The sequence below is a fragment of the Salinibacter pepae genome (assembly GCF_947077775.1).
GTDB lineage: Bacteria > Bacteroidota > Rhodothermia > Rhodothermales > Salinibacteraceae > Salinibacter > Salinibacter pepae.
The window spans coordinates 1,424,346-1,447,049 of record NZ_CAMTTE010000001.1; the positions used below are offsets into that span (position 1 = coordinate 1,424,346).

Sequence of the window (22,704 nt, forward strand, 5' to 3'; positions counted from 1 at the left end):
GCCCACAAGCAGGAAAGCTACACCCACGAGGACTGAGTTTGACAGGCGTAATCGTGGACTCATAATGTGAATGGCGGCACGCTGTACGCTGAACTGTCATTTCCAAACGGAGAGTAGCAAAAAAACGATGGTGTCAAATATTCGAGTAGTCGCAAATTTGAAGTGGGGTGAGCCCTCGGGTCGACACCCACTATCCGACCGCCCCGGAACCCACCACGCCCCCATCACGTCCCGCGAATCCGCAACGACCTGTCGCGCACTGCCCCTCGTCGCCCCGTGACGATTTCCGACCTTCCCACCCCGGCCCTTCTGATCGAACAGTCGCGCCTGCAGGCCAACCTCGCGACCATGCAGGCCCGGGCCGACGCGAACGACGTGGCCCTGCGCCCCCACACGAAGACCCACAAATCGGTCGCCCTCGCGAACGAGCAGAGGAACCGCGGCGCCGAAGGGCTGACCGTCGCCACCGTGCACGAGGCCGAGACGTTCGTGAACGCCGGATTTGAGGACATGCGCGTGGCCTATCCGGTCACCGGCCGCAACAAGCATGAGCGACTGCAGGCGCTTCGGGCCGATTCCAAAATCTCATTCACCGTCGACACCGTGGCGGGCGCCGACCAGGCGTCGGCGGTCTACGCCGAGGCGGACATCCCGGTGGACGTGCTCATCGAGGTGGACGTGGGCCACGGGCGCTGCGGCGTGCACTGGGCGGACGACGCGGCGGCGGTCACGCTGGCCCGTCGCATCGCCTCCCTGCCGGGCCTGCACCTCGCAGGGATCCTGACCCACGCCGGGCAGGCCTACGACGGGCCGTCCGACGGCGAGACCGAGACCGACGCGCTCCGTCGCGCCTCGCGGCAGGAGCGCGACCGGATGCTGTCGGTGGCATCCGCTCTCGCCGAGACCGATGGCGTAAACGTGACGCCGGACAACTTTGAGATCAGCGTCGGCTCCACGCCGTCGATGGCCGCCTTCACGAACGCAACGCGCGACGGCTTCCGCGTCACCGAGATCCGCCCCGGCAACTACGTGATGCACGACGCGATGCAGGTGGCCCTCGGCGCCGCGACGCTCGGCGACTGCGCCCTCACGGTGCGTACGACCGTCGTCAGCACGCAGCAAAAACCCGACGGCACCGCCCACGCGTTCGTGGACGCGGGCAAGAAGGTGTTCACCACGGACACCGGCTACGGCACGGAGGGGCACGGCATCGCCCTGGCCGATGCCGCGCAGATGCGCCCTCACCCGAACCTCCACGTCGATCATCTCTCGGAGGAGCACGGGTGGCTCACGATGACCGGTGATGCGGACCTGACGGTGGGCGACCGGCTCCGCATCGTGCCCAACCACGCCTGCGTCACCGTGGCCACCCAAGACACCCTCCACGTCGTCGACGGCCCCTCCGTCGTCGACAGGTGGTCGGTCGACGCCCGAGGGGGGTAATGCTGCGGCCCGCTTCTTCACAGTTCGCGCTTCCCCCCGGCGCCGGTCCCGTCCTCGCGGGCCGGGGGAGCCGAGGCCTTCGGCGGGCCTCCCTGGTCGGTTCTTCCTGGTCGCAAGCATGTGCGCTTAATACACCGACAATCGTGGCGATAACAAGAGACCCAGCCGATTCCTCCGTCTGGGAACGTGCCGCCTTCGCTGTCCGGGTCTCTTGAAATTTCTAGCGCGATGCTGAAAACAAAATCGTTTCCGAGTGTCTTCGAAACCAACACGACCGAGCTGGTCGACGTGGCCGACGGGCTTCTCGAGGGCCTGAAGGTCCAGGTCGATGATGAGCAGTACGTCGTCGGGGACCTTGCCCTCCGCGAGGGGACGGCCCCCCACAAGGGCATCAACAACGCCCCCTCCGACCTCGACTACCGCCTGTTGCTGCGGGCCGGGCTTCTGGTCGCCCAGGCCGGCGGGGCCGACACGCCACTGACGCTGACGACGGGCTTCCCCTACTCGTCGTACCGGGTCCACCGCCGGAGCGCGGGCACCCTGATTGAAGGCAAGCAGGAAATTGAGTTCGACGGGCGCCCCTTCGGCGAGGGCGAGCATTCGGTCGTGGGCCTGGACATTGCGGACGTGGAGGTCCTTCCGGAGATCGAGGGCCACGTGACGGCGACCCGCGAGGGGGAGGTGGGGGAGGACGATCCCTTCTTCGCCGTCTCGTTGGGGTACGGAACGTTCGAGTCCGTCTTGAGCCTTCCCTCCGGCCCCGTCCAGCGAACGGCGACGAGCGGACACGGGCTCCGCTACGCCACGTCGATGATGGCCGAGCGGCTCCGGGAGAAGCACTACCTGGACATGCCCACCGAGCACCAGATCGACATGGCGATGCGCCGGGGCACCGTCGTGGCCGGGCGCCAGCGGTACGACCTCTCGGAGCTTCGGCAGAAGGTGCTCCGCGTCTACTACAACGACGTCGTCTCCCCGGCCCTCAAAAAGGCCTTCGACGACAGCGACTTCGGACAGACCCGCAAGATGTACCTCGCCGGGGGCGGCGCGCTCTACACGGAGCTCGTGGACGCCTTCGACGACGAGTTTGGGGACGTGCTCTCCCTGGAGGTGGTGCCGGACCCGCCCACGCACGTGAGCCGAGGGTTTGCGCTCCACGCCGCCGGCGTAAACGGCAAGAGCCCGGACCACGCCGTCGGGCTCGACCTGGGCAACGCCAACACCTCCGTCACGCTGTTCGACCGGGAGCGCGCGTAGCCCCGAGGCCCTTCGCCTGTTCCGTTCGCACCACTGCCGGCCGCCATGTTCGACTTTTTTCGACGCTCGACCGACGACGAGGACACCGCCCCCTCGTCGGCCCTCTCGGTGCTCGGGGAGGACACGACCGCCCAGGGGACGTTTGACCTGAAGAAGGACGACCTCCGGGTCGACGGGATCCTCAACGGGGACGTGACGACCGAGGGGCACGTGCACGTGTCCCGCGGGGGCAGCATCCACGGGGAGATTCGGGCCGGGTCGATCCGGATCGCCGGCGACGCGGCGGGAATCCTGCACGCGCAGGCGGACCTCGTCGTGCTGCAAACCGCGTCGGTGCACGGCATTCTGTGTGCCGACGCCCTGACGATCGAGGACGAGGCCGACTTTGAGGGGGGGCTGTGTGACACCGCGGACCAGATCCCCGCCCTGAAGGACGCCTTCTTCTCCGCCGAGGCATACACAATCCCTGCCCTTTCGTCGTCCCCCGACGAGCCCCCGGCCGACTCGTCGGGGCAACAGCCGTCCGAGGCCGCCGAGCGGTCCGTTACGCTCGACATTGAGCCGTCGTCGCCCCCCGAGCCCACCGATACCGGGGAGGAGACCGCATCCTTTCGCTCCCTCCAAGAAGGGGACGGCCTTCCGGAATCCCCGTCCTCCTCGCCGGCCGCCCCGACGACGGAACCGTCCGACGCCGAGCCCGAGACGCCGGATGCCGAGAACACCGACGACACGGAAGACACCCTCTCCACGATTGAGTGGTGATGCCGCCGCCCTCACCACGCGGCCTCCCAAATTGCCGGCGAAAAGCCCCGCCCCCGCCGAACGAACCGGGGGCCCATGCCGTCCATATACACCGCGAAATTGGTGTTCAAGACGTCCCGACGGCATGACGGAAGCCCCTTCCTACACTGACATCGACACCCTGGCCGACCGGCTGCGGGACGTTCCCTACGAGTCGATCCTGCGCACAATCGGGCGCGTGGCCGAGCGGGAGGGCATCGAGGCGTACGCCGTGGGCGGCATGGTGCGCGACGTGCTCCTGGGCCGCTCCACCACGGACCTCGACTTCGTCACCGTGGGGCCCGAGACCGGCATTGCACTGGCCGAGGCGGTGGGCGAGGCCCTCGGCGGCCGCACCGCACACGTCTACCCCAAGTTCGGCACCGCCGCAATCCGCCTCCCCGCCGCGGACGCGCTCCCCGACGGCCACCCGGACGACGCGCTCGTGCTGGAGTTCGTGGCCGCCCGCAAGGAGAGCTACCGCTCCGACTCCCGGAAGCCGGAGGTGGAGGCCGGCACGCTGGAGGACGACCAGTACCGCCGCGACTTCACGGTCAACGCGATGGCGATCCACCTCACGCCGGCCCGCTTTGGCGCCCTCCTCGATCCGTTCGGCGGCCGGCGCGACCTGGAGCGGGAGACGATCGACACGCCCCTCGACCCGGCGGACACGTTCGAAGACGACCCCCTCCGCATGATCCGGGCCGCCCGCTTTGCCACGCAGCTCGAGTTTCGGGTGTCCGACCGCGTGTTTGACGCGATGGGGACGCAGGCCCACCGCGTCGAGATCCTGAGCCAGGAGCGCATCACCGAAGAGCTCCACAAGATGCTGGAGGCCGACACGCCGTCCATCGGCTTCAAGATCCTGGAGGCCTCCGGCGTGCTGGCGCACTTTATGCCCGAGATCCAGCGGCTGAAGGGGGTGGACGTGGTCAACGGACGCGACCACAAGGACAACTTCTACCACACGCTCGAGGTGCTCGACAACGTCGCGGAGCGGACCGCCGGCCGGCCCGGAACGGAGACGCGCTGGCTCCGGTGGGCCGCCCTCCTCCACGATATCGCCAAGCCCAAGACCAAGCGATTCGATCCGGAGGACGGCTGGACCTTTCACGGCCACGAGGACGTGGGCGCCCGCATGATTCCGGACCTCTTCCGCAAGTGGCGCCTGCCGACCGACGAGCGGCTGGACTACGTGCAGAAACTGGTCCGCCTCCACCTCCGCCCCATCGCCCTGGCGGACGAGAAGGTCACCGACTCGGCCGTGCGCCGCCTGCTCTACGAGGCCGGGGACGACATCGACGACCTCATGACCCTGGTGCGGTCGGACGTCACCTCGAACAACCCGGACCGGCGCCGCCGCTACCAGCGCGCCTTCGACCGCGTGGAGAAAAAGATGCGGGCCGTGGAGGAGAAGGACCGCCTCCGCAACTTCGAGCCGCCGGTAGACGGGTACGAGATCATGGAGACGCTCGGCATCGAGGAGGGGGTGGCCGTGGGCATCGCCAAGACGTGGATCCGCGAGGCGATTCTCGACGGCGAGATCGCCAACGAGCACGACGCGGCCTACGACCACCTCATGGCGATCAAGGACGCGGCGCTCCGCCGCGGCGCCCTCTTCGAGGCGATGCAGGACCGCCTGGAGGGGCCGGAGAACCGGGCGCTGGGGGCGATCAAGGAGGTCGTCTTTGAGGACCCGGACCTGCCGGACGACCGCGAGGCGGCACTGGACTACCTGGACGCGGTTAAGACGGAGGTGCTAACCGCGGACGATGCGGACTCCAACGACGACGCCTGAGGCCCCTTTCCACCCAGCTGCCCGCCCTGAACGGGTTCGCCGATCAATCACGGCCTTCCGTTCACGGACTGGACCGCGCTCGATGGGCCTCACGCCGGCCGTCCGTGAAGCCGAAGCCCTCCCTGGAAGGACGCGCTCGACGTCGGGCGACCCATTCGATCGAGGAGCCGACACAGCAGGGGCAGTGGGCTGGGCAGGTCCCCGCTCGGGACGAAATCCCAGAAGCCCACCTCCGGGATCAGTCCACTTTCTTCCAGGAGCCGCCGCCCCTCGGCCGGGCGCAGCCGCCGGTCGGTCGAGAGATGGCGTGTGGGCAGCCCGAGGCGATCGGCCAGGCGGTACCACCAGTACGTCCCGTTGAGCGTGAGGGCGAGGAATCGGCCCGTCGGCTTCAACACACGCGCCGCCTGCCCTAGCACACGACGTGGACGGAGCACGTGCTCCAGCACCCCCACGCAAATCACCTTGTCAACCGATCCGGCCGGGACCGTCGATAGGGTCTCGGCATCATCGACCCGAAAACAGAGGTCGGGGTGATCGGCATGCTGCCGCGCCGTCGCGATCATCTCTCGGGACAGATCAACTCCGATGCCGCTCTCAATCCGACCGGCGAGGGCTCGGAGATGCGTGCCGTCGCCACACCCGATGTCGAGGACTGTGTCGGACGGGGCGATCTGGGCGTGGCGGTCGAGAATGCGCAGTCGGTGCCGCAGCAACTTGTCGGCACGGCCGTGCCGCTCGGACGGGTCGGCGGCCAGCGCATCAAAAAAGGCGCGGAGGTCATCGTTGTCGTCGGCTGGAGTCGGCGTGGGAAACGCAGACATACAATGAAAACTAGGGAGTAGGGAGAAGCGCGGAGTGCTCTATGCCTTGCGGATGGTACGGCGGCAGGACGGGCGATGAGTCGATGTCAGTTTCGCTGTGCGCGGTGAGCACGCGGGTGAGCATCGAATACAGTCCGGCGTGGTGAAGCGTGTCGGGGGCTGCGGACGGCTGGAGCCCCTCGGAAAAGCCGTAGTCTTCGAAGCGACGGACCAGAGACGCGTCGCGGCTCAGCATGTGAACGGGGGTTGCCGAGCCTGCGTTGTCGATTCCGGGCGGCTGATGGTCCCCCAGAACGACAACGAGGCTGTTCGAGGGCGCCTTGGCCTGGAGGTAGTCCGCAAGTACGCGCCAGTCGTACTCGATCTGGCGGAACAGCTGCTCGACCGGCGGCCGCTCTTGCAGGGAAGCAGCATCATCTGCCGAAGGTGACCGGCTAGTCTCGGGGCGGCCCTCCGATGCGCGGTTGCCCAGCGACAGTGGGTCGTCGACGAGTGGGGGCGGTGGAGCGGTCCAGGGGGCGTGCGACGACACCGCCTCGAAGAACAGAAAGAACGGCCGGGCCGTCTGCTCGACGAACTGGTTGTGAGCCACGGCCAGGCTATACTGGTCCGGCACGATGCCCCATCCGTAGTCGGGCCCCCGGTAGTCGAGGTCTTCGAAATAAAAGGTCCGGTCGAACCCGTACAGGTTGTGCACGGAGAGGCCCGCGCGCTTCCGAACCGGCGGCTGCAGGGTTGCCGTGGTGTACCCCTGCTGCTGGAGGGTCCGGACGAGGTGCGGATAGCGCGGCAGCTTTGGCCGTAGCATGTCGAACAAGGGTTGGTGCTCGATTGGCGTCCCCAAGAGTGTCGTCGCCACACTGAGCCACGAGAGGCCTCCGGAGACGGGCGCGCTGCTGTGGGCCGTGGCCGCGTGCCAGCCCGACGCCGCCAGGGAGTCGGACACCGGTCCCATGAGCCCATCGTACAGTGCGCGATGGGGAGGGGCCGCAAGGACGGAGCCGTACGACTCCAGCACCACGACGTACAGCGAGGGCGGGCGGTCCCAACGAAGAGCCTGGTACGTGCGGTAGGTTGAGTCCGCGGGCGTGGAGGAGGAGCGCGCAAGGTCGCGGCTCAACTCGATGGAGGCGTTCGCGTTGCGGACCATGCATTCGGCCACGGAGAAGCAGGCGGACTGGTACGTTTCTCGCTCCACGCCGCGATCCGTCACGGCGGCCCACAGAACAAGGACAAGAATGACGCCGGACACGCCGAGTACACTGTGATGCAGAGGCGGGCGTCGAAGATGGACGTGCAGGTACCGGATCAGGCCCGGCAACGTCCTTGCAAGTAGAGCGAGCACCCCCAGAGCCACAACCAGCCCCAGAACGTGCCACCAGGGCATCTGCAGGTTCAGAAGCAGGTGCCCCGCACCGACGAGGTGAGGAGCGTCCGCATAGACGATGGGGCTTCGGTGGAGCATGCTCTGCACGGCAGCATCGTAGACCCCGTAGCACAGAAGAAACGGAACGCTCCCCGCCACGAGTGCCCGGACGGGGGACCATCCAGCCCTGTAGGGGATCAGGGCGAGCACGCAGGCAAGCCCAAGAAGATCAAGGCTGAGCAGGTGGTGAAGTCGTAGGGGGTCTACAAGGTAGGAACTGGCAAGCGGCCACGGCAGCGTACCAAAGAGCAGAGCAGGGACCTGCAGCAGCACATTCAGGCCCATGAGGCCCCCCACGGCCACCGCCCATCCTGGCCAATCGGGCATCCACGAAGGCGCAGATTCAGAGACCGACACTACGAGGGACTTTTGTGTGCGGGAAAGGACAGCCTACCAGCGTCTGTGAACACCTGTGCCTGTGACATGGATGGCCAACACGGTGAGAGTATCTAGCACGGGGGGGTCTTCCATGCCAGGGACCCGCGCGACTCTGAATTCTGTGACGCGACGCCACACGAACGAGAACGGCGCCTCCGACCTGAAGCGAAGCTCCCGCACGAGATGAGTCGCAGGGGCTATCCCGCCCGTCCAGACACGTCCGCGTCGGTCGGCCCCTGTCCGTCGTAGGCGGCGACGAACTCGTCGAGCCGGTCGGGATCGTCGGCGCCGGGCAGCGGCCGGGTCGCCGTCTCGCACGCGGCATCCACGCCGAGCTCGCCACAGACATGGTCGGACACGGCCTCCGCCATCTGTCGGTAGGTCGTCAGCTTGCCGCCGACGATGCTGGTAAAGTTGTCCACCCCGTCGGCGGCGTGGTCCACGGTGGTAAAGCCCCGCGAGATGCCGCGCCGATTGCTCGCCTGCTCGTCGGGGGCGTAGAGCGGCCGCACGCCCCACCACGTGCGCACCGTCGGGGCGTCGGCCACGGGGGGCAGCATGGTGGCGCACTCCCGGACGGACGTCTCGACCTCCCAGTCGGCCTCTTCGTAGTCGTCCGGGTCCGACACCGGCACGCTCGTGGTTCCCAGCACCACCTCCTCGTCGTGGGGCACGACGATGTCCCCGTCGTCCGGGTCGCGACACCGGTTCAGCGCCGGGCCGAGGCCCTCGTACTCCACCGAGATCATGACGCCCCGGGAGGGGGCCATTCCCAGGTCGACATCGGCCATCGACGCGACCGTGCCCGCCCAGGCCCCCGTCGCATTCACGACATATGTCGGCTCGACCGCCGCGTCGACCGTCCCACCGATCAGTGCCTTCACGACCTGTCCCCCCTCAACCACCAGGTCCTTGAGGGGTGCGTGGGGACACACAAACCCGCCATGGGCCTCGGCATCGGCGGCGTTGGCGGCACCGAGGCGCGACGGGTACACCACCCCGTCGGGCACCCCCATCGCCCGCTCCACCTCGTCCGACAGGCCCGGCACGCGGGCCCGGGCCGCCGCCGCGCTGAGCAGGGTCGTCTCGATCCCAATCGCGTCGCAGGCCGCCCGTTTCTCCTCGAAGTAGCCCGGGTCGTCGTCGGCCAGCTGGACGAACAGGCCGCCGGTGTCGCGGATGCACGCCCCGGCGATGGACCGGAGGATGCGGTTCTCCGCAATGCACTCCTCCGCCCCCACCCGGTTGGCCTCGGCGTAGCGGGCCCCGCTGTGCAGCAGTCCGTGGGAGCGACTGGAGGCCCCGCTGGAGAGCCCCTCCCGCTCCACGAGAAGCACCTCAACCCCGCGCAGCGCAAGGTCCCGGGCAATGCCCGTGCCGGTGGCGCCGCCGCCAATCACGAGTACTGTGGGGGAGTCGTACATGTTGGACCGGGGTCCGTGGAGAAATTGGGAAAGTGTATGATGGCCACAAAAGTTAGACACCCCTTCAGGACGTAGTTGTCCGGGCGTCGGGGATATGAGACATGTCTTTCACAACCTCGTGGACGTCCCGACTGCAGACAAGAGGGAATGGCGGCCGCAATGAGGGAAACCGGCACACGACCAGGGGCAATTTCCCACGAGATAACACGACTGTAAGGGTAGATCGCAGGGTCGTCACGTTTGAACAGGCCTCGCTTGCACCTTCTCGACGCAGAATGAATACCGCACCTACACACTCGTTGGTGCTCTTTCGGAGCATGTTCTTCTGACTATCGAGCCTCGTCACATGAATGCCTTCCGTACGTCCACCCTCCCAATCCTCTGCCTTCTTCCACTGGCCCTCGGGGTGCTGGCCGGCTGTGACAGCAGCGATTCGGGGATGGATGGGGGAGGTGTGCCGGATCAGATCACCTACGACTTGACCGCCCAGACCGACGACGGCGTTAGCGGGACCGTCACTTTCTGGCGGGCCGGCCCGGACAGTAGCCTCGTCACGCTTAACCTGGATGGAGACGCGACGCTTCCAGGGGTGTCCCATCCCGCCCACATCCATAACAATTCTGCAGAGGAGGGCGGAGAGATTGAGTTTTATCTCAGTGCTGTCAACGGGCGGAGCCCAAGCGGCCAGACGGCCCGAAAGATCGGACTGCCGATCGAGGACCTTGCGTCCTTCAACGGATACGTGAATGTCCACCAGAGCCCGGCAAACCTCGGCAACGTTGTGGCGCAGGGCAACATCGGCGCAAATGCGGAGGGGACCGAGGGCCCAGGCCTGGACTTCGTGGATGACCGGAGGGCCACCACGTATCCCCTGGAGGCCAGCGCGACAGACGGAAGCGTCCTATCAGATGGAGTAAGTGGGACAGTGCGCTTCGAGGAGCTGACCGACTCGCAAACACTTGTCACTTACTCACTTGACACGGACGGCTCGGTGAACAGCGCCACGAGTGGTACTGTGGAGGTGGCCCAGATTGGGCATATCCATGAGAACAATGTCCAGCAAGGCGGTAGTATCGTGAGCAGCCCGTTCTCTGGCTACCTCGGGTCGATCGCTCCGACCGACCCGGACGCCCGGAGCAGCCGGATCATCGAGGCGAGCTTCGATGACCTGACCGGCTACAACGGCTACGTCAACATCCATGAAGCGGTGGCTGACAACCGCCGGGGATTTGTCTTCGCGCAGGGCAACATCGGGGCCAACGCCGGCGGCGGCAGTAGTAGTGGGGCCGATGTCACTATTACGGTGGACAACGTAGGCAACTCCGCCTGGGAGGTCACTGGCGTAAGCGGGGCAAGTGGCGTCGCAGGGAGCGGGGACAATCCCTCCCTGACCCTCGAAACGGGCAAGCGGTACCGAATTGACAACAACGGGATGCGCAGCGCCCATCCGTTCGCCATCGAGACCGGAACCGATGGAGACTACCTGCTGAACCAGGACGGGGACGGAAGCCTGGAGGGCAACTCCGGGATCAGCTACGAGGAGGACGCCGAAGGCATCACCTTCACCTATACCCAGACCTTAGCCGACCAGGCCAGCGCCTACCAGTGCACCTTCCACACCTCGATGGAGGGCAACGTCCAGACCGACGGCGGTGGGGGCGGCGGTGGAGGTGGGGGCGGCGGCGAATACTAAGGGATACTAGTGCATCCCCGCCTGGCATCATGTACCACACGAACCGGCAAAGGGACCGTCCGACTACGTGTCGGGGGGTCCCTTTGCCTGCTCGTGTTTCTACCCCGTGCGTCCTCTCGGACCGACGGGCCTGCTTCCGATCACTTTCGTTACTGCATTCCTGTGTCACTGCATTCCTGCGTCCAATGGACGACGAACCCGCAATCCCCAACTCCAGCGTCGAGGACGTGCTTGAGGCGAAGGGCGCCCTCCACGACCCGACCACCGTGCTCACCGCCGCGCCCCAGGACAGCGTCTACGACTGCATCGACCGGATGGCCGAGATCGGGGTCGGCTCCATCGTGGTAACGACCGACGGCGCCATCGCGGGCATCTTCACGGAGCGCGACCACATGCGCAAGATGGCGCTGAAGGGACGCGCCCCCAAGGACACCGCGGTGCAAACCGTCATGACGGAGGACGTGGCGACCGTCACGCCGGACCAGTCGCTGGAGGACGCCCTCGACCGGATGCGCGACCTGCAGTGCCGTCACCTACCGGTGGTCGACGCCGACGGGCAGCTTAGCGGCATCCTTTCGATGCGCGACTGCATGCGGCAGCTCTCGGAGGCGGCGAAGTCCAAGGCCCTTCAGCTGATCGAGTACATGGAGGAGGAGTACGTCGTGCGCCAGTACGGATAGTCCACGATGGGACTCGGCCGGTGGGGCCGCGGCACGACCTCCGCAGCGGAGGGCCACACGGGTCGGCCCGGGGGCTACGACGCGTCGGTTGTGGCCGGCCCGGACACGGCGTCCCCCAGTAGCGCGTCTATGCCCAACATCTCTGCGCTATGGTGCCACAGGCGCTCGGCGGCCGCCCGGTCCCGGGCCGCAACCGCCGGCGTGGTGGGCGACTGCCCAGAGAAGTACCGCCCCGAGACGTCGGCCGTATCGGGCGACACGGCCACGTGCAGAAGCTCGGCGGCCCCGTCGGCCACCGACGAGGTGCCCGGCACCACGCCCAGCATCTGAAACAGGCCCGAGAGCGGGCCGGGCAGAAACCGCCCGAACCGGCTTCCGGGGACGAATCCGGGATGGATGCTGTTGGACGTGATGGATCGATCCGCGGCCCCCAGGCGACGGGCCAGCTCCGACGCGAACAGCACGTTCGCGAGCTTCGAATGGGCGTAGGCCCCCATTCCGGAGTACCCATCGACCGTGCGCACGCGGTCCAGGTCGAGCTCGGCCCCGCGGTGGGCGTCGGAGGCCGTCGTGACGACGCGGCTCCCCTCGCGCAGGTGGTCGAGGAGCTCGGCGGTCAGCAGGTACGGGGCGAGGTGGTTTACGTAGAACGTGCGCTCGATGCCCTCCACGAGCCGCCCCTCCCGAAACAGCCCCCCGGCGTTGTTGAGCAGGAGGTCGAGCCCGTCCGTTCGTGTCCGGACCGCCGCTGCCAACTCCCGGATCGCGGCGGCCTCCATGAAGTCCGCCGCGACGAAGGTGGCCTCTCCGCCCTCCTCGCGGATGCCCTTCACGACCGCCTCTCCCGCCTCGCGGTCGCGACCGTGCACGATCACCTCCGCCCCGAGCCGCCCCAGCGCATGCGCCGCCACGCGGCCAATGCCGCTCGTAGAACCAGTGACGAGGGCCGTCTGTCCGGTGCAGTCGATATCCGTGACGGTCGCGAGAGACTCGGGGCGCGTGCTCATTGGATCGGTGAGGGTTGGGACTCAGAACGGAGAGGGGGGCAGTGGTGCCTACGCGTCGGCGTTGCGGCAGCGCAGGGAGTAGCGGTTGTACTCGGCGGCCCGACCCGGATTCCCCGCCATTGACCGCAACACGTCTATGGCACGACGGAGCTGTGCCGGGGTGGCGTTCTCACAGAAGGGCGGCGGCACCTCGGTGTCCCACCTCGCCCCCACCGCCACATCGTACGCGATGCGCTTGAAGCAGTGGTCGAACCGCACCGGATAGGCCCCCGACGCGGCCTTCGCAGGAAGAATGTCCTCCGCGAGACGCTCCATCGTGCGCACGAGCCCCGAGTGCGTCTCGTGGGGCGACGCAAACAGGCACGTCTGCTGGGGCATCGGCATGCTCTTGTTGGCTTTGGGAGGACGGGCGTCGATGGGGGCGTTGCGGTGACCGGCGCGAACGCCCGCGTCTTCACGGCCGAATCTTGCGCGCGAGCCGCCCGAACGCCTCGGTGTCGGGGCAGTGGAAGTGCCGCCCTCGGTACTGGAGCCGGACCCGCTGATGGCGATCCCGCGCGCTCTCCCAGTAGGTCGACGGGGGGCAGTTGTCGAACCAATAGAGGGTGCAATTCCGGGAGTGCTCAACGATCTCGTCGGTTCCGTCCCAGTCGGTAAAGTAGAGGACCACGCGTCCCTCCAGGTCCCAGGCGGAGCCCCGGTCGTCGTTGACGAACCGCATCGGGCCCGGGTCAAACTGGGCATCGATGCGCCCGTTGGGGCACAGGAAGATGTCGATGTCGTCGCGGAGGAGGGCGCCGGTGGCGACCTTCGAGTAGAACACCGCCTCGTCGCGGCAGGAGGGCGAGGTGTCGACCAGCAGGGCCAGCCGGCGCTTCGTGTAGTCCATCTTGCAGTGCTGGAGGGGCCGGCGGTCGATCTGCCGTCGCATGATCTTGCGCGGGTCCCAGAACTCGTCTCCGGGCACCTGTTGGTAGCTCATGTCCTCGGCCACCTTGCTCACGAGGCGGGCAAACATCGACGCGATCCGGTGGTCCTCCCGGTCCGAAGGCGTCCACTCGGTGTCGGCAGTGCCCTCGTTGATCTCGTAGGCGAACTCTTGAAGCTCCTCCTCCACCTGCTCGGCCCCGGGCACGCGACGGTGTTCGTCGGTGAAGAACTCGTCCTCGTTCGTTTGCTCCTCATCGAGGAGAGGGGCCTCGGGCGGATCCTGGACCTGCTCGATCCACGACCCGTCGTCGGGGTCGTCCGTCAGGGCCTCGTCGTTGACCTCGCGGGCGGCCGCTCTCTCCTCGTCGGAGGGCGCCTGCGGCGGAAGCGTGTCCGCCGCCTCGTCTGGATCAGCGGGATCGGGCTGGGACTCGGTCGGGTTGCGCCCCGGGTTCCCGCCGTCGGGCGGACTCGCGTCGGGCACGTCGGCGCTGGGCGGGCCGGCCTGTTCGGGGGGGCCGCTTCCGGACTCGGAGGCGCCGTCCGGCACGGCGCTGGCCCCGGCGGACTCATCGGCCGACCCCGATTCCCCCGCCCTCCCGTGCTCCGGCGGGACCGGCCCGTCCTGGTTCGGGTCGGGCTCAGGGGGGTGCTCCGCGGACGGGTCGGGAGCGCCCTGGTCGTGGTCGCCCTGCCCCGGCCCCTCGTCGCCCGGGGGCGCGTCGGGGGGCGACTCCGGGGCGTCGGTCGGCACGTCCGCCTCTGACGACGTGGGCGTGCGGAACGGCGCGTCGGCCACAGGCCGCCAGCGGCGCTCAACTGCGGGGGACGGCTCTTCGTCCGCCGTCGCTTCGGAATCCAGAGACGCATTGTCGGGGGCCGGGTCGGGCATGGCAGGCTGGAAAGTGCGGCAGGGTGCGGGACGCTACCCGGTAAACTCGTCGAGCGTCTGGTCGATGTTGCCGATGAGGAGCTCTGCGCGATGGGCCGTAATCTGCCGGCCCGACATCTGAGTCCCCACCGTGAGGTGCCCGTCGCGGTAGATGCTCTTGATTCCGTCCTCGATGCGCACGAGCTTCTTGCCCGGGCTCGGGCGGTCGTCGGAGGGACGGACCACGCCGAATCCGTGGTCCTGCACGAGCGTCTTGGCGGGGACCTGCACGGCCGCCTTCCGGCGCAGGGAGAGCTTGGCGTTGGGCAGCCAGTGCTGGAGGTACGATTCGAGCGCGGGGTCGAACGGCCCGGTAACCGACACGACGAGGTAGTCGTTCTCGTCCCCGACGAGCCCCATCAGCAGCCCGTCGAAGAGGGCATAAACGGCGTCGCCCTCCAGAATCAACGGGTCGGCGTGCGCCTCCGCGTGGTCCATGAACGCGTCGTACCCCGAGACCGCGGCGGTCTCGATGGTGTCCTGCTCGCTCTGGGTCCAGTAGTCAAAGACGCCGGCGAAGTACGGATCCGCCACGGGCTCGTCGGCATGACGGGCCTCCACAACCCCGGCCTGCTGCGTCCCGAGGCGGGCGAGCACGGGCGTCGGCAGGTCCGCAGGCCCCGCGATGTCGGCCTCGTTCAGCCAGGTGCCCCGGAACAGGTCGTCGAACGTGTCCCGCCGGGCGGTCGGCACGATGATCTCGGCACCCGCGTCCGGCGTCCAGCGGAGGTGCAGCCCGTCGTAGCGCCCGATAATCTCCTCGTCGGCGTAGGAGATGAACTCCAGCCCCCGCTCCTGCTGGAGCAGGCGCAGGTCCGCACGGGTGGCGGTTGCCTCCACGAACACGACCTCCCCCGGGTGCCCCCACAGCTCGGCCGCGTACCCGTCGTGCTCCATGAGCGGCACCGGGGCGTCGAAGGTGATGGTGTCGCCCTGCACCTGCACGCGCCCGAAGCGGTCCGGCGCCTCCGCCGGGGACTCCTGGCGGGTGAGGGCGTCGTAGACCGAGTCGCTCCCTTCCAGCGCGGCGAACGCGGCCCCCAGGTCCGGGGTCTCGTCGTTCTGGGGCGGCGTGTATCCCTTCACGTCCGCCATGGGCGGCAGGCGCGCCCCGTCGTTCCCCTCTCCGTTGGGCGCCGGCGCCTGGTTCGGAAGGTCGACCGGGGCGTAGGCGGACGGGTCCAGCGGGTCCGCGTCGTGCTCTTCGGTCCACCCTGCGTCCTCCCAGTCGGACGTGTCCACGTCCTCAGCCTTCTTCAGAAGCCGGTGGTTGTCCCGGTCCTTGGTCACGTAGTCGAGCACGAGCTGGTCCCAGTCGGCGTCGTCGGGCCCGAGAACGCTGATTGCGTCGAGCAGCTGCTGCAGCTCCTGAATCGTACAGCTTTTCTCCATCATCGACAGCTCGCACCGCACGTAGAGGTTGACGGCCGCCTCCAGGTACGGGTGGCCGCCGTGCGACCGGCGCAGCGCCTCGCGGACGAGCGACGGGTGCAGCGGCTCGAAGTGGAGGTACGGCATTCGCCGGTGGGCCGGCCCGGACAGGTCGCGCTCGTCGTTGAGCGTGATGCAGACGTAGAGGTTGTCCATGTTCGCCTGCACCTGGATGTCGCCGTAGTTGACCCGCCCGTTCTGCAGAAAGTCGAGCAGGAAGGCGTCGGCGGTGGGGCGCGTCTTGTCCCACTCGTCGAGGATGAGGAGCGTGTTGCCCTCGTGGCTGGCCCGGACGGCCTTCGGCAGCTCGCCCCACTGCTTCTTGATGCCGCTCTCCGCGTTCTCGTCGGGGAGCAGATCGAGGATCAGGTCCTCCTCCCGGCTGCCGGGGCTCACCTGCTTGAAGAAGGTCTCCATGTCCAGGATGTCTCCCAGCACCTCCAAGAGCCACGTCTTGCCGGTGCCGGGCGGGCCAAACGCGAAAAATCCGCCCAGGGGATCGGTCATGAGGGCAGCCATCACGCTCCGCGCCCGCTCCCGGGAGCAGATGTATCCCGCATCGTTGAGGGCCGTGTGGAGCGCGTCGACGGTCAGGGCCTCGACCGGGTCGTCCGGAGCGTCGGGCGGCCGCGTGTCAGGGGTGGAGTCGGCCATTGGAGCCATACAAACAGGAACTACAGAAAAGCGCGTCGCGATGGGCACCTAGTCGCGGCTGAGCGGCGTCCCGAGAAACTCCCGGAAGATGTTGATCAGAACGTCGATTCCGAGGGACAGGCCCGTACTGCGGAGGGCGCGGCCGGGGGCCCACGTCCCTCGTTCCCAGCGGGCCTGGGCGAGGGCGCCGCCGTAGGTGGCGGCGACATTCGGGGCGTTCGGCACGCGGGCGCCGGTGGGGGTCCGGGCGACAAAGGGAGACAGCACTGCGTGCCGAAGCCGAGCCCCGGGGCCGCTGTGCCGGCCCAGACGGGGACGGATGTCAAGGTGTAGGGCGGCGGCCAGTCCGTGCATCGTGCCGGTCTGGAGCACCGATTCTCCCGTGCTCGACCCGACACGGGCCGCGTACCCGCCGACCGTCTCGCCCCAGGCGCCTGGATCATCGTCGAGGTGCGACCCGGTGGCGGATCCGATGCTCTTGAAAAAGAACCCGGGGCTCAGCACATCGCTCCGGAGCGCCGCCCAGCGTGCATCGGCCTCCCGCCGGTCGGCCCCAGCCGCCTGGGCGATGGCCGCCGGGGGCAGCGCCACGGCACTGCCCAGCAGCAGGATTCCCAGCGCGACGATGGGCAGGCCTGTCCGGGAACGAGGCATGAAGGGGTTACTCCAGGTGGTGATAGTCCAGTTCGTGCTCCTCGTCGACGGCCTGCTGGACGCGACGGGAGGGGCGGCCGGCCGTCTCCGTGTCGATCTCCATCCCGCCGTTGCCCGTGGGGAGGCTTCGGATGTTCTTTCGCCAGTCGGGATCTTTCGTGTCGTGGTCGGTGCGGGCGTGGGCGCCCCGCGACTCCGTCCGCTCCAGGGCGCCCCGCAGGATTGTCTCCGCCGTGGTGAACATGAAGCGCAGGTTCTGCGCCCGCTCGTAGCGGCGGCTCGTACGGTCGGCCTGGACCTGCAGGTCCTCAGCGTCGGTGCGGAGCCGCTGCAGCTTCCGGAGGCCGTTTAGGAGCCCATCCTCGTCGCGGAGAATGCCCGCGTGCTGCCACATCAGCCCCCGGAGCTGATCCACAATCTCGGCGGGGGTGTGCGTGCCCTCGGCGGCAGCGAGCGTGTCCTGGTTCGCCACGCGGTCCCGCACCGCCGCGTCGGAGAGCGACGGGCTCGTGCGGCTGCCCAGCGTCTCGGCGATGTGGTTCCCGGCGACCTGGCCGAAGACAACGGTCTCGATGAGCGAGTTGCCGCCCAGGCGGTTGGCCCCGTGCACGCCGGCCGTGCATTCGCCGACGGCGTAGAGGCCGTCGACCTGCGTCTGGGCCGTTTCGAAGTCGACCTCGATGCCGCCCATCGCGTAGTGGGCCGTCGGCGCCACCTCCATCGGCTCCTCGGTGATGTCGATCCCGTGCTCGGCAAACTCCTCCACCATGCGGGGGAGCCGGTCGTGAATGTAGTCGTCGTCGCGATGGGAAATGTCCAGCAGCACGGCGTCATCCTCCGTGCCCCGCCCCTCGCGGATCTCCTGCTCGTTGGCACGGGCCACAACGTCCCGGGCGTCCAGCTCCATCTGCGTCGGCGAGTAGCGCTCCATGAAGCGCTCGCCCTCCGTGTTGTAGAGCCGCCCGCCCTCCCCACGGACCGCCTCGGTGACAAGGTGCCCGGCCTCCGCCTCGGGCTTCACCTTCCCGGTGGGGTGAAACTGCACGAACTCCATGTCGCGCAGCGGCACGCCGGCGTTGAACGCCAGGGCCTGCGCGTCGCCCGTGTTCTCGTCGGGCCGGGAGGAACTGCGGCGGTACAGCGAGGTGTGGCCGCCCGCCGCGATGACGACGGCGTCCGCGTCGAAGGCCACGGGCCGCCCCGCGTCCATGTCGAAGCCGACGGCCCCGGCGGCCTGCCCGCCCTCCACCATCAGGTCGGTGATGTATAGGTTCTCGCGGTACGGAATCTCCAGGTCCATCGCCTTCTGGACGAGCGTATCCATGAGGGCCTGCCCGGTGCGGTCGCCCACGAAGCAGGTGCGACGGAAGGACTGGGCGCCGAAGTAGCGCTGGTTGATCTTGCCCTCGTCGGTCCGGTCGAACTCCATGCCCCATTCCGCGAGCTCTCGGATGCGGTCCGGCGCCCGCTTGCAGAGCGTCTCGACGGCCGTGGGGTCGTTCACGAAGTGCCCCTCGTCGAGGGTGTCGGCGGCGTGAATCTCCCACCGGTCCTCGGGGTCGAGGCTGCCGAGGGAGGCGTTGATGCCGCCCGCCGCCCAGATGGTGTGGGCGTCCCCGTGGGCGCGCTTGCCCAGGACGAGGCAGTCGACTCCCTGTTCGGCCAGCTCAATGCTGGTGCGGAGCCCAGCCCCGCCGGCCCCAATGATGAGAACACTCGTGGATACGGTCTCGGGGGTGGAAACGGTGCTCATAGAACGTGCTCTGGTCGTGCATTTGCTTGCTAACACTGCCACAACGGACGAGGGGGCAGGCGGTATTCTTTATTTTCTGCTACGACTGAGGAATAGAAAGAACGTAACAGCTGTGGCGATCTCGTTTGCAGAAGCTGCGCCGCGCGCAGGCGCCAGCGGAGGGCCGGCGTCCGTCCCCACGTCTACCACTGAGCGAGGGGTGCGGAGGCCTACACCTCGACGACCAGGTCGGCCCGGAAGCCGGGGTTCTCGTCGTCGTGCCCCTGCGGATTGGACAGCACCCGCGTGCCGCCGAGCCGATAGTCGAAGGAGGCATGGACGTGCCCGTGGACCCAGAGCGCCGCGCCGGAGGCCTCAACGAGCGGCCCCCGGCGGGCCACGAAGGCGGCGCTGGTGAGGCTGTCGGCGTATCGCGGGTCCACGGACCGGCGCGACGGGGGGTGGTGGGTCAGCACCACCGTCGCCCGTGCACCGGACGGCGGTTCCGCAAAGCGGGCCCGCAGCCACCGGATCGACGTCTGATGAACGCGCGCCGTGTCTCGGGGCCGGAGCGCACGGCGGGCGCGGAGCAGGTGGATGCGCCGGTAGTCGTCCACGTTGGCCCGGCAGGCCCGCATCGCACGGGCCCGCCGCCCCTCGAACAGGGCAAAGTCCGTCCACAAGGTGCATCCCAGAATCCGGAGGTCCCCGAGCATAATCTCGTCCCGTTCGAGGAAATACACTCCGTCTGGCGTTGCGTCGCCACGGGCCGCGGCGGACGGGTCGTCGGCGGCGCGTCGCAGCGCGGGGCGCGTCGCATCGAGGCAGCCGTCGTAGTACTCGTGGTTTCCCGCCACACACACGACCGGGCGCTCCGGAAACGTGGCCCGCATCCATCGGATGGCCTCCGGTCCTCGGTGGGTATCGCCCGCCATGAGAATGGCGTCGGCGGGCGGGTCGGCGGCCCGGCGGCACAGGTCGGGCGGGCCGTGGTCTCGGATGTGGACGTCACTGAGGATGCGGAGGCGCATTGGCAGGAGAACTCCTTGAGCACAAATTGCAATGGGCGCACGTCATAAAAGGGCACGGGGACGCGCCTCCGACTTTCCCGAGCGCACCCGGGGCAAGGAAACGGTGGGGACCGCCCTCCCGGCAGTGGAGCCCCCCTCGCCCCCCTCACGGACCGGCGCTCCGTCTCAGACCGCCTTTTCCTTCGCTCCCCCGGAGGAAGGTGTGTCGCCACCTCGTGCGACGGTGGCGCTGCCCGTGAGGAGTCAGCCGCCCCGAAGAGAAGAACGGTCTCTCTCCCCCTGGGCCGCCGGCGGACGGCAACCCGGGCCTTGCCCGACTCAAGCCGGCGAATGCGGACGCTCTGGGACCGGGCATGAACGGCGATCGCGGAGACGCTCCGCGCAGAGCAGGGCCCCGTGTATCGACTCGGCGCGTCATCCCGACGGCCCATCGCGCTGGGGGCCCGGTTGGTCTCGGGCCCCGAACCCGTAGGCCGACCAGCCGATCTGAATCGGTGCCCCAATGGGAAATGCTCCGGCGAAAGCCCTCCGGAAAGCACCTGCGTAGTGAGCTCCTCTGAGGTGCGGATTCTCTCGAACGTGTCGACCGGTTCAGTCATGCGTTCTTTCGGTTCGGGTGCAGATGGGCCCGGCACAAGTGCTCGCGTCTCCACGATGCATCCCGTCCTGCTTCTGGCGGTCGGCCTGGCGCTTCTGGCGGGAGGGGCCCGCCCGGCTCCCGTCCAGTCACAGGATACAGTTCGGGTGGCCGGGACCGTGCTTGCCCCCGACGACGCGGCGCAGGCGCGGCGGCTTCTGCGGGCGAAGCTCGGCCCGACCTCTCGCCACTGGACGCGGCTCCAGGACTCCACCAAACGCTTCGCGGCGGCCAGGGCCGCCTTTCAGATTGGCCGCGTGGCCTATCCCCGCGCCTGGTCCGACTCGGTGCTGATGTTTCTCCGCGAGGCGGGAACCCGACACCCCGATCCGGCGGTGCGGGCGGAGTTTCTCTTCGGGGGGCTTCAGGTCGCCGCCGCCGCCGAGCGGGGAGAGACACAAGACCAGTTCTACAGGCGCCTCACCGACGGCCACGAGGACGCCCACTACGCCACGAAGGCCCGGCGCCTTTTTGATCCTGACAGTCAGATCCAGGCCGGAAAGCCGCTCCCGGACTTCGAGATTCCGGCCCTCTCAGCCCCGACGGCCCCCTATACGAAGCGCGATTTCGAAGGCCAGACCGTCCTGATCGATATCTGGGGCACGTGGTGCGGGCCTTGCATCCGGGCGATGCCACACCTTCACGAGGCCTATCGGACGCACGGCGGAGAGGACTTCACCATCCTCAGCGTTGCATTGCGGGACACCCGAAAGGCCGTAAAGCAATTTCGGGCCCACAAGTGGGAGATGCCCTGGGACCACGCCTTCGTGCCGAAGGGAAGCGACCTGCAGAAGAAGCTGCGGGACCGGTTCGACATCCGGGGACTCCCGGCAACCATTTTGGTCGGGCCCGACGGGCAAATTCTGCGCGTACACCGCGGGGTCGGGAGCGGGAAGAAAATGGCCCGGGCGATCTCGGAGGTCCTGGCTCAGGATCCCGGCTCGGAAAACGCCCCTTCGGAAGGCGCCGACTCAGAAGACACCAGCGGACAGGAATCGAACTCGTCCCTGTAGACCGGCCGTTTAGGGCCCCGAGGGCTTGCCTTGACACGGACGTGGCACGTGCCGGGCACGCCCGTGATGCCCCTGGCATGTCCTCCCTCACCGGTTTCTGCACCGGAGGCCGAGCAAACACCCTTCACGCACTCTCCTCTTCTTCCCACCTCGCCATGAGCCGACTGCTCCTCCGATGTGTTCTTGCGCTTTTCTTCGCGGCCGTCCTTTCCGCGGCGGCGACCGTCCCGGCGGCGGCCCAGGGGCCGGACGGACCGTCGGGCGACACGGGCGGATTTGAGAAAATCGACGGCACGAAGCTGGCGCCCGCCACGCTCTCCTACGACGCCACGATGAAAATAGACGGCCGGTCCCGGGCTCTCTCCTCGACGCAGACCTTCACCCCGACCTCTACCGGCGGGGCCGACACCTGGACGCTCGTAAACGAGATTGAGACCCCTGGGGGCCTCCGTACCGACTCCCTAATCGTAGATCGCTCCTCACTGCTTCCCATCTCGCGGCACCTCCGCGGTCGGGTCGTGATGGACCTCGCCTACACCGGCCCTTCCACGGCGGGCGGGATGGAGGCCTCCGGCACCATGAAGCGCCGGGGCCAGTCGAAACCGATCCGCAAGGACCTGGACAGCCCAACCCTTGCGGGAGGCGTTCACGACGTCGTTGCCCTCGGCGCGATGCCGCTGGAGCCCGGCTTCCGGGCGGCGCTCCGAGTCTTCTCTCCGCAGGACCAGTCGGTGAAGCGGGCCGAATTCGAGGTGACCGGCACGGAGACGGTCGAGACGCCCGCCGGCACGTTCGAGACCTACGTAGTCGACCTGAACGTCGGCGGCGGATACATCACCGGCACCGTCCACCTCCGCAAGACGGCGCCCCGTTACTACGTCAAGTGGGCGACGGAGGTGACCACGGGCCAAGGCCCCCGCACAATCCGTCAAACCCTGTCGTCGATGGAGATGCAAGCGTCCCCGGATGCCAAGTAGGACG

At 68.1% G+C, this 22,704-nt stretch carries 18 protein-coding genes; 8 read left to right on the plus strand and 10 right to left on the minus strand.

Features of this window, described 5'->3' with window-relative positions; translation table 11 throughout:
* Positions 1 to 276 precede the first annotated feature (276 nt).
* From OJA40_RS05850 to OJA40_RS05865, 4 genes are all read left to right on the plus strand, one after another.
* Positions 277 to 1,443, plus strand: a complete 1,167-nt coding sequence (locus OJA40_RS05850; RefSeq protein ID WP_208426543.1) for an alanine racemase — start codon at positions 277 to 279, stop codon at positions 1,441 to 1,443.
* Positions 1,444 to 1,671: 228 nt separating this feature from the next.
* Positions 1,672 to 2,700: a ParM/StbA family protein gene (locus OJA40_RS05855; RefSeq protein ID WP_208426542.1), complete on the plus strand. Its 1,029-nt coding sequence runs from the start codon at positions 1,672 to 1,674 to the stop codon at positions 2,698 to 2,700.
* Between the two features lie 45 nt (positions 2,701 to 2,745).
* Positions 2,746 to 3,462: a bactofilin family protein gene (locus OJA40_RS05860; RefSeq protein WP_263810112.1), complete on the plus strand. Its 717-nt coding sequence runs from the start codon at positions 2,746 to 2,748 to the stop codon at positions 3,460 to 3,462.
* Positions 3,463 to 3,586: 124 nt separating this feature from the next.
* On the plus strand, positions 3,587 to 5,278 hold the full coding sequence (locus OJA40_RS05865) for a CCA tRNA nucleotidyltransferase (RefSeq protein WP_263807991.1): 1,692 nt from the start codon (positions 3,587 to 3,589) through the stop codon (positions 5,276 to 5,278).
* A gap of 89 nt (positions 5,279 to 5,367) precedes the next feature.
* Here OJA40_RS05865 and OJA40_RS05870 read toward each other — a convergent pair whose 3' ends face one another.
* From OJA40_RS05870 to OJA40_RS05880, 3 genes are all read right to left on the minus strand, one after another.
* Positions 5,368 to 6,102: a class I SAM-dependent methyltransferase gene (locus OJA40_RS05870; RefSeq protein ID WP_263810113.1), complete on the minus strand. Its 735-nt coding sequence runs from the start codon at positions 6,100 to 6,102 to the stop codon at positions 5,368 to 5,370.
* A 10-nt stretch (positions 6,103 to 6,112) separates the two neighbouring features.
* Positions 6,113 to 7,855, minus strand: a complete 1,743-nt coding sequence (locus tag OJA40_RS05875; RefSeq protein WP_263810114.1) for a sulfatase-like hydrolase/transferase — start codon at positions 7,853 to 7,855, stop codon at positions 6,113 to 6,115.
* A 248-nt stretch (positions 7,856 to 8,103) separates the two neighbouring features.
* Positions 8,104 to 9,330 (minus strand): FAD-dependent oxidoreductase, encoded by a 1,227-nt coding sequence (locus OJA40_RS05880; RefSeq protein WP_263810115.1) that lies wholly within the window; start codon positions 9,328 to 9,330, stop codon positions 8,104 to 8,106.
* A gap of 346 nt (positions 9,331 to 9,676) precedes the next feature.
* On the opposite strand from OJA40_RS05880, the gene OJA40_RS05885 reads away from it, so the two are divergent.
* Both OJA40_RS05885 and OJA40_RS05890 read left to right on the plus strand, forming a co-directional pair.
* Positions 9,677 to 11,023 carry a hypothetical protein gene (locus OJA40_RS05885; protein WP_263810116.1) on the plus strand — a complete coding sequence of 449 codons (1,347 nt, stop codon included), beginning with the start codon at positions 9,677 to 9,679 and terminating at the stop codon, positions 11,021 to 11,023.
* 185 nt (positions 11,024 to 11,208) lie between these two features.
* Positions 11,209 to 11,703 carry a CBS domain-containing protein gene (locus OJA40_RS05890; protein WP_263810117.1) on the plus strand — a complete coding sequence of 165 codons (495 nt, stop codon included), beginning with the start codon at positions 11,209 to 11,211 and terminating at the stop codon, positions 11,701 to 11,703.
* 74 nt (positions 11,704 to 11,777) lie between these two features.
* On the opposite strand, the gene OJA40_RS05895 is transcribed toward OJA40_RS05890, so the two are convergent.
* The 7 genes from OJA40_RS05895 to OJA40_RS05925 form a co-directional block, all read right to left on the minus strand.
* The gene (locus OJA40_RS05895; protein ID WP_208427674.1) at positions 11,778 to 12,710 is read right to left on the minus strand and encodes an SDR family NAD(P)-dependent oxidoreductase; all 933 of its coding nucleotides are present in this window, start codon (positions 12,708 to 12,710) and stop codon (positions 11,778 to 11,780) included.
* Positions 12,711 to 12,758: 48 nt separating this feature from the next.
* Positions 12,759 to 13,094: a hypothetical protein gene (locus OJA40_RS05900; RefSeq protein WP_208427675.1), complete on the minus strand. Its 336-nt coding sequence runs from the start codon at positions 13,092 to 13,094 to the stop codon at positions 12,759 to 12,761.
* 70 nt (positions 13,095 to 13,164) lie between these two features.
* Positions 13,165 to 14,532, minus strand: coding sequence for a hypothetical protein (locus OJA40_RS05905; protein ID WP_263810120.1), 1,368 nt, complete (start codon positions 14,530 to 14,532; stop codon positions 13,165 to 13,167).
* A 33-nt stretch (positions 14,533 to 14,565) separates the two neighbouring features.
* Positions 14,566 to 16,656, minus strand: coding sequence for an ATP-binding protein (locus tag OJA40_RS05910; RefSeq protein WP_263810121.1), 2,091 nt, complete (start codon positions 16,654 to 16,656; stop codon positions 14,566 to 14,568).
* Between the two features lie 48 nt (positions 16,657 to 16,704).
* Complete coding sequence (locus OJA40_RS05915) at positions 16,705 to 17,310, minus strand: hypothetical protein (protein WP_208425674.1); 606 nt, start codon at positions 17,308 to 17,310, stop codon at positions 16,705 to 16,707.
* 7 nt (positions 17,311 to 17,317) lie between these two features.
* Positions 17,318 to 19,063: an L-aspartate oxidase gene (locus OJA40_RS05920; protein WP_208425675.1), complete on the minus strand. Its 1,746-nt coding sequence runs from the start codon at positions 19,061 to 19,063 to the stop codon at positions 17,318 to 17,320.
* Positions 19,064 to 19,272: 209 nt separating this feature from the next.
* A complete protein-coding gene (locus OJA40_RS05925) occupies positions 19,273 to 20,073 on the minus strand; it encodes a metallophosphoesterase (protein ID WP_208425676.1) in 801 nt (266 codons plus the stop codon).
* A 654-nt stretch (positions 20,074 to 20,727) separates the two neighbouring features.
* Between OJA40_RS05925 and OJA40_RS05930 the strand changes: the two genes are divergently transcribed.
* Both OJA40_RS05930 and OJA40_RS05935 read left to right on the plus strand, forming a co-directional pair.
* Positions 20,728 to 21,723, plus strand: a complete 996-nt coding sequence (locus OJA40_RS05930) for a TlpA family protein disulfide reductase (protein ID WP_263810123.1) — start codon at positions 20,728 to 20,730, stop codon at positions 21,721 to 21,723.
* 155 nt (positions 21,724 to 21,878) lie between these two features.
* The gene (locus OJA40_RS05935; protein WP_208425678.1) at positions 21,879 to 22,700 is read left to right on the plus strand and encodes a DUF3108 domain-containing protein; all 822 of its coding nucleotides are present in this window, start codon (positions 21,879 to 21,881) and stop codon (positions 22,698 to 22,700) included.
* Positions 22,701 to 22,704 lie beyond the last annotated feature (4 nt).